The 13,871-nt window shown below is 65.2% G+C and carries 15 protein-coding genes; 9 read left to right on the top strand and 6 right to left on the bottom strand.

The features are described 5' to 3' along the window. Positions 1-6: 6 nt before the first annotated feature. Together VFG49_RS14480 and VFG49_RS14475 are read right to left on the bottom strand one after the other, a co-directional pair. Positions 7-570 (bottom strand): phosphatase PAP2 family protein, encoded by a 564-nt coding sequence (locus VFG49_RS14480; protein WP_324861716.1) that lies wholly within the window; start codon positions 568-570, stop codon positions 7-9. Continuing rightward, on the bottom strand, positions 539-1,699 hold the full coding sequence (locus tag VFG49_RS14475; protein ID WP_324861714.1) for a glycosyltransferase family 1 protein: 1,161 nt from the start codon (positions 1,697-1,699) through the stop codon (positions 539-541). Before VFG49_RS14475 ends, VFG49_RS14480 begins: the two co-directional genes overlap by 32 nt. A 167-nt stretch (positions 1,700-1,866) precedes the next feature. On the opposite strand from VFG49_RS14475, the gene VFG49_RS14470 reads away from it, so the two are divergent. Further along, complete coding sequence (locus VFG49_RS14470; protein WP_324861712.1) at positions 1,867-2,301, top strand: DUF4399 domain-containing protein; 435 nt, start codon at positions 1,867-1,869, stop codon at positions 2,299-2,301. 21 nt (positions 2,302-2,322) lie between these two features. On the opposite strand, the gene VFG49_RS14465 is transcribed toward VFG49_RS14470, so the two are convergent. After that, the gene (locus VFG49_RS14465) at positions 2,323-3,075 is read right to left on the bottom strand and encodes a transporter (RefSeq protein WP_324861710.1); all 753 of its coding nucleotides are present in this window, start codon (positions 3,073-3,075) and stop codon (positions 2,323-2,325) included. 83 nt (positions 3,076-3,158) lie between these two features. Between VFG49_RS14465 and gltX the strand changes: the two genes are divergently transcribed. The 7 genes from gltX to VFG49_RS14430 all read left to right on the top strand — a co-directional run bounded on the left by gltX (position 3,159) and on the right by VFG49_RS14430 (position 8,098). Next, positions 3,159-4,559, top strand: coding sequence for a glutamate--tRNA ligase (gene gltX, locus VFG49_RS14460; RefSeq protein WP_324861708.1), 1,401 nt, complete (start codon positions 3,159-3,161; stop codon positions 4,557-4,559). A 35-nt stretch (positions 4,560-4,594) separates the two neighbouring features. Continuing rightward, the gene (locus VFG49_RS14455) at positions 4,595-4,879 is read left to right on the top strand and encodes a hypothetical protein (RefSeq protein ID WP_324861706.1); all 285 of its coding nucleotides are present in this window, start codon (positions 4,595-4,597) and stop codon (positions 4,877-4,879) included. 87 nt (positions 4,880-4,966) lie between these two features. Beyond that, the gene (locus tag VFG49_RS14450) at positions 4,967-5,455 is read left to right on the top strand and encodes a transcriptional repressor (protein ID WP_324861703.1); all 489 of its coding nucleotides are present in this window, start codon (positions 4,967-4,969) and stop codon (positions 5,453-5,455) included. 111 nt (positions 5,456-5,566) lie between these two features. Continuing rightward, positions 5,567-5,974 carry a MerC domain-containing protein gene (locus VFG49_RS14445; protein ID WP_324861701.1) on the top strand — a complete coding sequence of 136 codons (408 nt, stop codon included), beginning with the start codon at positions 5,567-5,569 and terminating at the stop codon, positions 5,972-5,974. A 54-nt stretch (positions 5,975-6,028) separates the two neighbouring features. Next, positions 6,029-7,009 carry a cation diffusion facilitator family transporter gene (locus VFG49_RS14440; protein WP_324861699.1) on the top strand — a complete coding sequence of 327 codons (981 nt, stop codon included), beginning with the start codon at positions 6,029-6,031 and terminating at the stop codon, positions 7,007-7,009. A 69-nt stretch (positions 7,010-7,078) separates the two neighbouring features. Then, a complete protein-coding gene (locus tag VFG49_RS14435; RefSeq protein ID WP_111982235.1) occupies positions 7,079-7,240 on the top strand; it encodes a 30S ribosomal protein THX in 162 nt (53 codons plus the stop codon). 129 nt (positions 7,241-7,369) lie between these two features. Then, a complete protein-coding gene (locus tag VFG49_RS14430; RefSeq protein WP_324861696.1) occupies positions 7,370-8,098 on the top strand; it encodes a hypothetical protein in 729 nt (242 codons plus the stop codon). Between the two features lie 19 nt (positions 8,099-8,117). On the opposite strand, the gene hutI is transcribed toward VFG49_RS14430, so the two are convergent. Genes hutI through VFG49_RS14415 form a run of 3 tightly spaced genes read right to left on the bottom strand, consistent with a single transcriptional unit; the run spans position 8,118 to position 12,395 of the window. After that, on the bottom strand, positions 8,118-9,353 hold the full coding sequence (hutI, locus tag VFG49_RS14425; protein WP_324861694.1) for an imidazolonepropionase: 1,236 nt from the start codon (positions 9,351-9,353) through the stop codon (positions 8,118-8,120). Between the two features lie 4 nt (positions 9,354-9,357). Further along, positions 9,358-10,824, bottom strand: coding sequence for a chloride channel protein (locus VFG49_RS14420; protein ID WP_324861692.1), 1,467 nt, complete (start codon positions 10,822-10,824; stop codon positions 9,358-9,360). Then, positions 10,821-12,395: a GNAT family N-acetyltransferase gene (locus VFG49_RS14415; RefSeq protein ID WP_324861690.1), complete on the bottom strand. Its 1,575-nt coding sequence runs from the start codon at positions 12,393-12,395 to the stop codon at positions 10,821-10,823. Before VFG49_RS14415 ends, VFG49_RS14420 begins: the two co-directional genes overlap by 4 nt. A gap of 80 nt (positions 12,396-12,475) precedes the next feature. On the opposite strand from VFG49_RS14415, the gene VFG49_RS14410 reads away from it, so the two are divergent. Then, positions 12,476-13,843 (top strand): formimidoylglutamate deiminase, encoded by a 1,368-nt coding sequence (locus VFG49_RS14410; RefSeq protein ID WP_324861688.1) that lies wholly within the window; start codon positions 12,476-12,478, stop codon positions 13,841-13,843. Positions 13,844-13,871 lie beyond the last annotated feature (28 nt).

Raw genomic sequence — 13,871 nt, 5'->3', positions numbered from 1 at the left:
CTGGCCTCAGCCCATCAACGTCTGCAACGGCAGCAACCACAACGAGACTGCACCCAGCGCGCCGCCGATCGCCGTCGCTGCAATCACGTCGCTCGGATAGTGCAGGCCAAGGATCACGCGCGAAGCGCCCACCAGCGTGGTGAAGGTGAGCAGCAGTGGCGCGAGCAACGGGTACCAGGCGAGCGCCACGATGGTGAAACTCACCGCCTGCAAGGTGTGGCCGGAGGGAAAGCTGAATTCGTCCAGCGGCGGCACGTGGGCAATCACGCCTGGGCATGCGCGAAATGGTCGGGGCCGACGCGTCCAGCGCTTGAGCAGGCGGTAGAGCATCAGTGCGGTCAACCCGGTCGCAGCCATCTGCGCGGCGGCGAGCAATCCGCGATGGCCGTCGATCAGAACGAGTGCCGCCATCAGCGAATACCAGAACACGCCATCACCCAGCCGACTGATGATGCCGAAGAAAATGCCGACGGCGCGGCGCGTGCCCCAGCGATTGGCCGCCAAACACATGCGGCGGTCAATCGCGAAACGTGGCAGGTCAGGCGTGTGCAGCGGTGGCAGAGTGTTCATGCACGTTCTCCCGGGCCAGTTCACGCAACAGGTTTTCAAACTCGCGGATCACCACATCGGGCGAGAGGCTCGCCATGCTGGCGTGGGCGGCGCGGCCCATGTGGCGAATAAGGCTGGCGTTGCCGGCAAGGGTCGTAGCAGACGCCAGGAAGGCGTTTTCATCGCCGGCGTCAATGCGGTAACCGTTGTGCCCGGTGCGCAGATGTTCGCGCGCCGCTCCTTCTTCGTACGCAATCACCGGCAGGCCTGACGCGAGCGCTTCGAGGATGACGTTGCCGAAGGTCTCGCTGAGGCTGGGGAAGGGAAACAGGTCGGCACTGGCGTAGTGGCGGGCCAGTGCCTCGCCGCGCTGCATGCCCACGAAGATGAAGTCGGGATTGGCGGCCTCCAGCGCGGCACGGGCGGGGCCGTCGCCCACCCACACGTAGCGCGCCTTCGGCACCTGTTGCTGGATGGCGCGAAAGGCGCGCACGGCCAGCTCCAGGTTTTTCTCCGGGGCGATGCGTCCCACGTAGAGCACCACCGGCGTGTTGCCGTCGACGCCCCACGTCTCGCGCAGCTCCGCGCTGCGATGACGCGGATGGAACAGCTGCGTATCGACCGCGCGACGAAGCAGGCGCGCCGTATCGACACCCAGGGCTGCAAGCTCCGCAGCGAGCGTTTCGGTGGGAACCAGGGTGGCCCCGGCGCGTCGATGAAAGCGGCGCAGGTAGCCGCGCACGATCGGCGTGAGGAAGCCCACGCCATAGTGATCGGCATAGGTGTCAAAGCGAGTGTGGAAACCGGTGGCAGCGGGAATGCCGAGCTGCCGGGCGGTGCGGATGGCTGACCAGCCCAGTGGACCTTCGGTGGCGACGTAGATCGCATCCGGGCGCAGCCGCTTCCAGCGTTCGCGCAGCAGGCCGCCGGCGGGCAGGCCGAAGCGCAGTCCGGGATAGCGAGGCAGCGAAGCACCGCGTACTTCGAGGGCGACGATGCCGGGCTCGTCGTCGAACAGGGTCTGCTGCCTGGGACGAATCAGGTCGACCGTATGTCCCTGTGACGCCAGTCCGGCGGCGAGGCTGTGCACGGTCAATGCCACGCCGTTGATTTCGGGTGGATACGTTTCGCTGACGATGCCGATGCGCACTGTTGCATACCGTTGGCTGGCCCGGTGCAGGTTCCTCTGTGGGCGTTTCGCTGGCATGGCGTATGTGTGACGCATGCATGACGCCGGTTGTCGTCGTAACGCCGTGCACCGCCTCACGACGACTTCGCGGTTACACTCCCGGGACTTGTCACCGTGGAGACACGTCGATGAAATGCTTGCTGCTTGCACTCGCCTTGGCCGGCACAACGGTCACCGCCTTCGCCGCCGATACGCCAGCCCTGCCGACAACCAAGGCTCCCGCGGGCGCCGAGGTCTACATCGTGTCGCCGAAGGATGGTGCGGTGGTGGGCCAGGACGTGACCGTGGTGTTCGGACTCAAGGGCATGGGCGTGGCGCCCGCCGGCGTGAAGAAGGAAGGCACCGGCCATCACCATCTGCTGGTGGACGTGAAGGACCTTCCCGCTGCCGGTCAGCCGATTCCGAAGGACGACCAACACCTCCACTTCGGCAACGGACAGACCGAAACCACGATCAAGCTCGCGCCCGGCAAGCACACCTTGCAGCTGGAGCTGGGTGACGAGAACCACATTCCGTTCGAGCCGGCCATTGTCTCCAAGTCGGTCACCATCACGGTGAAGTGAGGTGACAGGCCGGCCCCCTGATCAGTGGCCGAAGTACACCGACACGCCCAAGCTGGCCATCCAGGCCTGGGCGTGTCCGCTCAGGCGATGGCGCACACCGCCATCCAGCTGCACGCGTTGGCCTACCATCCACGCCAGGCCAGCGCCGGCCTCGGTGCCGCTGCGCTCGCCCGTGTCGTGCACGAGCGCGGCTTCGACATAGCCGGTCAAGGCGTGGGTCAATGCGTGGTTTTCACTGAATGCGAGAGTGGTTTCGTCCTGGCCGCCCGACCGCACGTCTTCGACGTAGCTGCCTACGGCGTCCGCTGGCGTGAGTTGCCAGTTGAAGTCGCCACCAAGCAGGTATTGGCGCCGATCATTGCGGATGTCCCGCGCGCCATCGGTGAATTCCACGCTGCCAAGGACGCCCCAGGTGAAGTCTCCCTGCTGGTGCGGCGCCAGTTTGAGCCCGAGGATGGTGTCGCCGCGCCCATGGGCCCAGCTGTCTTGCCCCATGCCGGTCTGGTGCAGCGCGTTGAACAGCGAGGTGCCCAGCTGTATCTCGAACGGGCCGCCGAGGCCCATGCGCAGTAGTGTGTCCGTGGTGTATTGGGATTGCTTCGTGCCGGCATCGTGATCCTGCGTGCAGGTCGGCAGGCCCTGTTCGATCGTCACATCGCCCGCATTGAGCACGGCCGGCTGGAAGCCCAGTCCGGGGCGATCGTAGCCGGGGTTGTCCGCCCGCGCGGGCAGCGCAAGAGTCCATAGGGCCAGGAGGGGCAGGGCGAGGGCCATGCGTAACCCTGCATCTGCGATTCGGCGCGGCACGTGGTATCGGCTAAAATCGTTCACTTTCCTTGAGCCTCATCGAATTCCCCATGACCGTCCGCACCCGTTTTGCCCCCAGCCCTACCGGTTTCCTGCATATCGGCGGGGCCCGCACGGCGCTGTATTGCTGGCTGGAAGCGCGTCGCCGCGGCGGCCAGTTCGTCCTGCGCATCGAGGATACCGATCGCGAGCGCTCCACGCAGGAGGCGGTGCAGGCCATCCTCGATGGCATGAACTGGCTGGGCCTTCATCACGACGAAGGTCCGGTCTACCAGACCGCACGCCTGGAGCGCTACAAGCAGGTGGCCGACGAACTGCTGAAGGCGGGCAAGGCCTACTACGCCTACGAGACCAAGGACGAGATCGAGGCGATGCGCAACGAGGCCATGGCCAAGGGCGAGAAGCCCCGCTACAACGGCTATTACCGCGACCGCAACGAGCCTTACCGCGACGATCCGAACCGCGTGATCCGCTTCAGGAATCCGCTGGAGGGATCGGTGGTGTTCGACGACAAGGTGAAGGGCCGCATCGAGTGGGCCAACACCGAGCTGGACGATCTGGTGATCTTCCGTTCGGACGGCTGGCCGACCTACAACTTCGCCGTGGTGGTGGACGACATCGACATGGGCATCACCGAGGTGATCCGTGGCGACGACCATGTGAACAACACGCCACGCCAGATCAACATCTACAAGGCACTGGGCGCGCCGGTGCCGGAATTCGCGCACCTGCCGATGATCCTCGGCCCGGATGGCCAGAAGCTCAGCAAGCGCCACGGCGCGGTGAGCGTCATGCAATACCGTGACGATGGCTTCCTGCCGCACGCGCTGCTCAATTACCTCGTGCGCCTGGGCTGGTCGCATGGGGACCAGGAAATCTTCTCCGAGGAGGAGATGGTCCGCCTGTTCGACATCAGTGACGTCAACAAGGCCGCCTCGCGCTTCGACGTCACCAAGCTGTCGTGGCTCAACCAGCATTACCTCAAGAACGAAGAGCCAAGCGCCATCGTTCCGGAATTTGAATGGCACCTGGCGCAGGCCGGCATCGACTTCAGCACGTGGCCCAAGCCGGCGGACGTGATCGTGGCGCTCCGCGACCGCGTGCAGACGCTGAAGGAAATGGCCGAGCGCGCGAAGATCTGGTACGGCCCCATCGTCGAGTGGGACGAGAAAGCCGTGGCCAAGCACCTGCAGAACGAAGGCGCCGTCGCGGTGCTCGAGGCGGCCAAGGATTTGCTGGCCGCCGTCGAATGGAAGCCCGAGCCGATCCACGGCGTGATCGAGCAGGTGGCCGCCAGGCTGGAGCTGGGCATGGGCAAGATCGCCCAGCCATTGCGCGTGGCGATGACGGGCACGCAGGTGTCGCCGTCGATCGACCACACCATCTACCTGGCGGGCCGCGAAGAAGCGCTCAAGCGCATCGACGTCGCCATCGCCAAGGCGCGGGGCTGACGGCCGCAGCAATGCGCGCAAGGAAATGAACCGGCATGGATGAGTTGCTGGCCAAGGCCATGCAGGGCGTCGATCCCGATGCCCCCGGGGCATTCCTGCAGGTTTTCATGAACCTGATGGGGCTGGTGCCCTGGGTGGCGCTATGCGTGTGGAGCCTGGTGTTCGTCGCCGTCGGGGCACTGCTGGGCTGGTGGCGAGGCCGCGTGGTGGAAGGCGTGGTGTGGGCCGCCGTATTGGGCCCGATCGGCTGGTTCGTGGTGCTTGCGCGGCCTCGCTCCAAAGGGCGCACGACCCCGCCGCCCTTGCCGCCACGCCGTTGAAGCCGCATATCACTGGCGTCCCGCATCCTGTCGTGGGCAGCCGGGCCTAACAGGGCAGCGGTGTATGATGGCCGCGAGGTGAATCCATTGAGTCAAAGCGTTTCAGGCAAGCCGCATGTGCACCACCACCATCATCACGACGATGCCCAGAGCTTCGTGCGTGCGGTGGAGCACGCGAGCGAGGAGCGCGGTTTGCGCCTCACCCCGTTGCGCAAGGAAGTACTGGAACTGGTCGCTGCCGCCGGCAAGCCGGTAAAGGCGTACGACCTGCTGGACCAGTTGCGCGAACGTCATGGCAACGCGGCGCCGCCCACGGTGTACCGCGCGCTCGACTTCCTGCTCGAGCACGGCTTCATCCACAAGCTGGAATCCATCAACGCCTTCGTCTCCTGCCATCACCCGGCCGAGGCGCACCAGGTGCCGTTCCTGATCTGCGACAGCTGCTCCAGCGCGCAGGAAGTGTGTGACGAACGTGTGGCCGAGCTGATCGAGGCTCAGGCCAAAGTCTTCGGTTTTCGTCCGCAGGCGCAGACGCTGGAAGTCCACGGGCTCTGCAAGAACTGCCGCAAGGCTTGATCGGCGATGGCGCCGGAGGCGCTTGCCGGCAAGGCTTGCGTTCATGACGTTATAATGTAACATGTCAAGACCGGGCCCCCCGACCCCTGCGTTGCGCTCCGATCGAAACCGATGGCAGCCCCCCGAGAACACAAAAGCCGCTGGTGGTACCTCGCCGATCGAGTTGGCGCGATGGCGTCGTTTCTATGCGCCATCCACTGTGCAGCGCTGCCGTTCGTGCTCGCTCTGCTGCCGGTATTCGGACTGGGTTTTCTCGCAGACCATCGCTTCGAACGTGGCTTCGTGCTGTTCGCCAGCGCACTGGCGCTGCTGACGCTGATCAGCGCCTACCGGCATCATCGCCAGCCGCTGCCGTTGCTGCTTGCGATGCCGGGGCTGGTCTTGCTGATCACCGGCGTGACCTTCGCGGAAAACTATTCCATCGCGCTACACAGCGTGCTGGTGACCTGCGGTGGCTTGCTGGTGGCATCGGCGCATTTCATCAATCTGCGCAAACACCGGGCCGTGCATGCACATTGACGGCGGGCTACGCCGTGATTGTGTAACGGACCGCATGATTCCTAGCATTTGCGCATGAATTCCGCCCATGCGCACCGCCACGACCATCACGATCATGACCACGCTTCCGGTCATGCGCATGACCATGGCCACGACCATGCGCACGGTCACGTAAGCGGACGCGAACGCAAGCTCATTTTTGCGTTCGTGTTGACCACCGTGATGATGCTGGTGGAAGCGGTCGGCGGCTTCTGGTCCGGCTCGCTCGCGCTGATTGCCGACGCCGGCCACATGCTGATCGATTCGCTCGCGCTGCTGCTGGCCGTGGCCAGCGCGTGGTTCGCACGCCGCCCCGCCGATGCGCGCCGCACTTATGGCTACGGCCGGCTGGAAGTGCTCGCGGGTTTCGTCAATGCGCTCACGCAGTTCGTGCTGGTGGCATTCATCGCCTACGAGGCGATCACGCGCCTGTTCAATCCAGCGCACATCCTTTCCGGGATGATGCTGGTGGTCGCGGTGATTGGCCTGCTGGTGAACCTGCTGGTGCTGCGTACCCTGCATGGACACGCGCACGATGACATCAACGTCGCCGGCGCCACACTGCACGTGCTTGGCGACCTGCTGGGTTCCGTGGCGGCCGTGGTGGCCGCGTTGCTGGTGCGCTGGCAGGGCTGGAACTGGGCCGATCCGGTGCTCTCGCTGCTGGTGTCGGTGTTGATCCTCAATAGCGCATGGCGCCTGCTGCGCCGCTCGTCGCACATCCTGCTGGAAGGCGTGCCCGACGGCATGGACACGGACGATGTCGCCGACGCATTGCGACTGGCCCACGCATCGGTCCGCGATGTCCATCACCTGCATGTCTGGCAGCTAGCCTCCGGCTCGCGCATGGCGACCCTGCACGCGGAACTGCATGACAACGCCAGCAGTGCCGCGGCCATCGCTGCGATCAATCACGTATTGGCCGAGCGTTTCGGCATCCAGCACGTCACGGTGCAGATCGACACGGAACATTGCCCGGATCATGCGGGAAGCTGCTCAGGGCCTGCCCCACGGTGACTATTGCGATTTGGACGGTCGCTGATACGATGGTCGGCCGTTCACCCCAACGAATCAAGGAGTTCCCTCATGGGCAAGGGCGACCGCAAGACCCGTCGTGGCAAGACCTACCGTGGCAGCTACGGCAACACCCGCGCGCATTCGCTGCAGCCGGCTGTGGCCGGTGCCAAGGCGACCGTGACCAAGCCGGCCGCCGCCAAGAAGGCCGCTCCGAAGAAGAAGTCGGCCTGAACCTGATCGGTTCCCGAAAACCCCCGCTTATGCGGGGGTTTTTTTTTGAGCCTTCGGCATGACGGCCGGCACGTTTCCCGTACCGGGACACATGTTGCAATCGTGGCGGCTCAACAAGGGAGAGACGGCATGAAGGGGCAATGGGGACAGCGTTTCCTGGTGATCTACTCGGGCGTGCTGACCACGGCGGTGGTGTCGGCGCTGCTTTCCGGCTTTGTGGTGCAGCCCAAGAAGCTGCAGATCGAAGAGCTCGACGTGCAGCGGATCAACCTGGTTGAGCCGGACGGCACGCTGCGCATGGTTATCTCGGACAAGACCCGCTTCCCCGGTGCGATCTACAGAGGCAAGGAATACGCGCATCCGCGCGGCGTCGCCGGCATGCTGTTCTACAACGACGAGGGCAGCGAGAATGGCGGCCTGATTTTCGGCGGCCACAAGGACAAGGACGGCAAGATCGTCGATAGCGGCGGCAGCCTCACCTTCGACAAGTACGAGCAGGACCAACTCGTGCAATTGCTGGGCGCCCATGACAGCAGCGGCCACCTGGCGGGGCTCATCGTCAGTGATCGGTCCGACCGGCCCATCGAGCAGGATTTCATCGAGGCGGCGAAGCTCAAGGCGATGCCGGAAGCCCAGCGCGACGCCTTGATGCAGCAGCGAGAGAAGGACGGCTACTACGGCGCCACGCGCATCTCGGTCACCCGCGGCGACGATGGTGTGGCCAAGGTTTCGCTACGCGATGCACAAGGCCATCCCCGCATCGTGATGGGCGTGGCGGCCGATGGAGCTTCCAGCCTCAAGTTCCTGGACGCGAACGGCAAGCTGCTGAGCGAGCTGACGCCGACCGCCAAGCCGTAGCCTCTACGGCCAGCGTCGTTCACGCGTCCGGCGAAAGCAGTTCGCCGCCGAGGAAGACGTTGCGCAGTACGTGGCTACCGCCAATCCAGTAGCACAGCTCGGCAGGCTCGCGGACATTCCACACGGCGAGGTCCGCGCGCTGGCCGACGGCAAGCGTGCCGCGATCAGCGAATCCCAGCGCGCGCGCGGCGTGGACGGTGACGCCGCGCAGCGCTTCTTCCGGTGTCAGCCTGAAAAGCGTGCAGGCCATCCCTGCCGCGAGGCGCAACGAGAGCAGGGGCGAGGTGCCCGGATTGCAATCCGTGGCCACCGCCATGGGCACGCCGTGCTCGCGCAGGCTCGCCATGGGCGGAAGCTTGGTTTCGCGCAACGCGTAGAACGCACCGGGCAGCAGCACGGCCACCGTGCCGGCTTCTGCCATCGCGCGAATGCCGCTCTCGCTGAGATGTTCGAGATGGTCCGCCGACAGGCCACGGTAGCGCGCGACCAGCGCTGCGCCGTCGAGGTCGGACAGCTGCTCGGCGTGCAGCTTTACCGGCAGGCCGAGCTGCGTGGCGCGATCGAACACGCGGCGCGTTTCGGCGGGCGTGAAACCGATGTTCTCGCAGAACGCGTCGACCGCATCCACTAGTCCTTCGCTGGCCAATGCGGGCAGCATCTCGTCGCAGACGAGAGCGACATAACCCTCGCGATCGCTGCGGTATTCCGGCGGCAGCGCATGCAGGCCCAGGAACGTCGTGCGTACCGTGAGGCCCAACGCCTTGCCGATCCGGCGCGCTACGCGGAGCATGCGCCGCTCCGTTTCCAGATCAAGGCCATAGCCTGACTTGATCTCGACTGTGGTGACGCCATCGGCGAGCAGGGCGTGTGCACGCGGCAAGGTTTGCGCGAACAGCGCATCCTCGCTGGCCTCACGCGTGGCCTTGACGGTGGAGACGATGCCGCCGCCGGCGCGTGCGATCTCCTCGTAGCTGGCGCCGTTGAGTCGCAGGTCGAACTCGTGCGCGCGATCGCCGCCAAAGACCAGATGCGTGTGGCAGTCGACCAGGCCTGGCGTTACCAGCGCGCCATCGAGATGGTCGACGCGGGCCGCGCGGCGTTCCGCATCGCTGGGCAACGCGCTTTGCGAACCGATCCAATCGATGCGGCCACCGTGCAGCGCGATGGCGCCATGCCGGATCAAACCGTAGGGCGCATCGCCGGCGAAGGTCGCGAGCGTGGCATCCAGCAACAGGTGATCCCAGGAATGGCTCATTCGATCAGTGTCCAGGCGAAGGAGAGGTCGTGTGGTCGTCGCGCCCGGCGGCGGGCGGGATCGGCGTGGCGGGATCGTCACCGGCAGTCGCCTTGTCGTTATCCCCGCCTTCGGCGGCACGCCGTGCGAGCTCGTGTTCGTAGCCTTCGATCAGCTTGTCCGCGAGGGCGCGGTACACCGGTTTGCGCGAGAGGATGGACGATGCCGCACGGGCGAGCAGGCAGGTGGCCATGATCGGCAGCACCATCTGCTGGTTGGCGGTGAGCTCCATCGAGATCACCGTGGCGGTCAGCGGCGCCTGCGTCACACCCGACAGGTAGGCCGCCATCGCCAGCAGCGCCACCGCGGAAGGATCCACACCGGGGAGGATGGCGGTGAGGTTGTTGCCGAGGCCGGCGCCTACGGCGAGTGCGGGCGAGAAGATGCCGCCGGGAATGCCCGCCCAGTAGGACGCGATATTGCCGAAGAACTTCAGCACGCCGAACGCGGAGACGGTGTCGGCATGTCCCTCGATGATTTCCCGCGCCTGCGCGTAGCCCGTGCCGTAAAGGCCGGTGTGCGTGAGCTGGCTCAGCAATACCAGCGCCAGGCCGCAGGCAGCAGCGAACACGATCGGCTGGCGCGCGCGAAGACGCCCGATGAAGCCGCGAAAGCCGTGGTCGCTGGGCACGATGAGTCGCGCGAACAAGCCACCGGCGAGGCCGCAGACAACGCCGGTGGCCAACACCGCCCACCACGCCTTGCCGAGCGGCAGGCCGATGTCGAACTGCCCGAAATAGGCGTAGTTGCCAAGGATGCCCAATGACACCATGCCTGCGACGAACACGGCGGTGAGCAGGATGCCGCTCAGGCGGTGCTCGAACGATCCGCTCATCTCCTCAATGGCGAACACGATGCCAGCCAGTGGGGTATTGAACGCAGCGGCGAGGCCCGCGGCGGCGCCAGCGAGGATGAAACGGCCGGCTGCCGCGGGTTCAGCGAAACCAAAGCGGCGGCCGAGCGAGTAGAGCAATCCGGCACCGACGTGCACGGTGGGGCCTTCGCGTCCCACCGATGCGCCGCCAAGCAGCGCGGCCAGCGTCAGCGCCATCTTGCCGATGGCGACACGCAGGGACAGCAGGCCCTGGCGGAAGCCTTCGTCCTCCACCTTGAGCGCGGCAATCGCCTGCGGAATGCCGGAGCCGCGGGTGGCCTTGAGCGCCCCCTGTGTCAGCCATGCCAGCAGGGCAAACGTCAGCGGCGTAATCAGGAACGCCCAGTATTTGTTGTGGGTGATGACGCCGTGGAAGACCCGGTAGGCCCAGTCCGCCGCCTGGGCGAAGCCCACCGCGGCCAGGCCCACCAGCACGGCGCCGCTCCAGAACAGGACGCGGCGACGCCATTGTGGCAGTGAAAACAGTTCGGACTCGCTCAGGCGTTGAAGCCGTGCCTGAGGACTGGCGGGACCAGGACCCTTTCCATCGCTACTCACGATTTGGCCTCGGACTTGCGGGTCCAGCGCGTCTCATAGAGATCGAAGCGGCGATCCTTGAGGTTCTGCACGGCACCGGCGTTACGCGCACGGGCGAGGCTTTCCAGGTGGAGGTCGGCGAACAGCACGGTTTCGATGTTCGGCGTGGAGTCGGCGGCAATGCCGTCGCGTGCGAACGGGAAATCGCTGGGCGTAAGAATGCAGCTCTGGCCGTACTGGATGTCGAAGTTGTTCACGCCGGGCAGGTTTCCGACGTTGCCTGAAAGCACCACGTAGCACTGGTTCTCGATGGCGCGCGCCTGCGAGCAATAACGCACGCGCAGGTAACCCTCGCGTACGTCGGTGCAGAAAGGCACGAACAGGATCAGGGCGCCCTGGTCGGTGAGATGGCGTGCCACTTCCGGAAATTCGGAGTCGTAGCAGATCATCACGCCGATCGGGCCGCAGTCGGTCAGGATGGTGGCGGCAGTGTCGCCACCTGTGATGTTCCACACCGTGCGCTCGCTGGGCGTGGGGTGGATCTTCTCCTGCTCGTGGATCGAACCGTCGCGCAGGCACACGTAGCAGACGTTATGGATGTCGCCGTTCGCCTGCTCGGTAGGGTGCGAGCCTGCGATGATATTGATGTTGTAGTGCACCGCCAGCCGGCTGAAGAGTTCCTTCACCTGCGGCGTGTACTGGCTGAGCTTGCGGATCGATTCGACGGGCGAAAGCTCGGCGTTCTCGATGGACAGCAGTTGCAGCGTGATCAGTTCGGGGAAGGTGACGAAATCCGCGCTGTAGTCGGCCGCGATGTCGGTGAAGTATTCCACCTGCGTGGCGAATTCCTCGAACGAGCGGATGCGTCGCTGCTGGTATTGCACCGAGGCCACGCGCACCATGTCGGGAAGGCGCTGCGTCGAGGGAATCGACGGGATGTCCGGATGATCGAGCAACTGCGGGTTGCGCCACACGAGGTGCGCCGCGTAGCCAAGCGAGTCGTAGTCGGACGGTACGTAGCCGCGCAGCAGGCCCACCACTTCGAATTCGTTACTGAGCTGGAAGCTCAGCGTGGGGTCGCGCCGCTTGCCTTCCACCACGGCCTGCACGTAAGCCTCGGCGCTGCCGTAACGGTGGATGCTGCGTGCCAGGCCAGGAATGCGGCCGCCGAACACGATGCCGCGCAGCTTGAGGTCGATGCACAGGCGCTTGCGTGCCTGGTACAGGCGTTGCCCGATGCGCATGTTGCGATAGTCGGGATGCACGACCACTTCCATGCCGTACAACCAGTTGCCGTCACGACGATGGCGCGAAGCCATGCCGCCGCCGGTGACCTGCATCCACGTATGCGCCGCAAGCGCGGTCGCTTCATCGACGCGGAAGGTCGCGCAGTAACCGACGATCTTGCCTTCATATTCGACGACGAACTGGCCCTCGGGAAAATGCGTCTGCTGTGAGCGCAGCATTTCCGCGGAATGGCCCCATTCGGGCGTGTAGACGCGGGCGGTGAGATCGACCAGTGCGGGCACATCGGCAGGTGTGGCTTCTCGCACGAGCAGCTTGGGCGTGTGTTCCTGGTTTTTCTTGGCCATGCCCGCATTATGCCGCACCGCGACCGTGGGGCGGACCCGCCAGCGGTTACACTCGCAGCATTCCTTCAGGAGCATCGCCCATGGCCGCCCCCATCCCCACACCGTATCGCGCGGATCGCCTGTGGACTGCGCAAGGCTGGGTTCGTGACGCGGGCGTGCAGATCGATGATGGCGGGCATATCGCAGGCCTTGCTGACAATGAAGGCGAGCGTCTGGGGCGCTGGGTTTTGCCTGGCATGCCCAACCTGCATTCGCATGCATTCCAGCGTGCGATGGCGGGGCTCGCCGAACGCCGTGGGAAAAGCGATGACAGCTTCTGGACATGGCGTGAAACCATGTATGCCTTTGCGGCCACGATCGGTCCGGAAGAACTGCAGGCCGTTGCCGCGCAGCTTTACGTGGAAATGCTCAAGAGCGGCTACACGCACGTGTGCGAATTCCATTACCTGCATCACCAGCCGGACGGCACGCCTTATGCGCAGCCCGAGGCCATGTCGCTCGCGCTGATCGAAGCGGCACGCGAGGCCGGCATCGCACTCACGCTGCTGCCCGTGCTGTACATGAGCGGCGGATTTGACGGTCGCCCGCTCACGCCGCGTCAGCGTCGCTTTGGTCACGACGTACCTTCTTACCTGCGCTTGCTTGAATCACTTCAGGCGCGCGAAAGCGGCTCTGTGCGCGTGGGCATTGCGTTGCACTCGCTTAGGGCCGTGCCGGAAGAAGCCATGCGCGAGGTGTTGGCGGAACGCTCGACCGCAGCCTGTCCTATCCATATCCACATTGCCGAACAGATCGGTGAGGTGCAGGACTGCCTTGCCACGCGCGGCGCACGACCGGTGGAGTGGTTGCTGGATCACGCAAGCGTCGATGCACGCTGGACACTGGTGCATGCTACGCACCTGAGTACACAGGAAACTAGGCAGCTGGCGCGCAGCGGTGCGGTAGCGGGGCTGTGTCCCACCACGGAAGCGAACCTCGGCGACGGCCTGTTTCCACTGGCCGACTACCTGGATGCCGGTGGCACGCTGGGCATCGGTTCGGACTCGCACATTTCGGTGTCGCCGGTGGAAGAACTGCGCTGGCTCGAATACGGGCAACGACTGTCCACGCGTCACCGCAATATCGCCTCACGCCGCGAAGGGGACAGCGTCGGCGGCGTCCTGTGGCCGGCGGCCTTGCGTGGCGGCGCGTTGGCCTCCGGCTTGCCGATTGGCCAATTGCGTGCTGGTGCGCGGGCCGATCTCATCGTTCTGGATGATCGCGCGCCCTTGCTCGCTGCGCGCGACGAAAGTTCGGTGATCGACAGTTTCCTGTTCGCCGGCAACGTACCGTTGGTGCGCGATGTCATGGTCGGCGGTGAGTGGGTGGTGCGCAACTTCACGCATCGCGACGAAGATCGCATCGCTGCCCGCTATCGCACGGTGACGGAACGCCTCGCGCGGCGCTGAACGCAATCCGCATGAACCGTGGCTGCAG

The sequence above is a fragment of the Dyella sp. genome (genome assembly GCF_035685885.1).
In the GTDB taxonomy this organism is placed as follows: domain Bacteria; phylum Pseudomonadota; class Gammaproteobacteria; order Xanthomonadales; family Rhodanobacteraceae; genus Dyella.
This window is presented reverse-complemented; position numbering and strand designations above follow the sequence as displayed.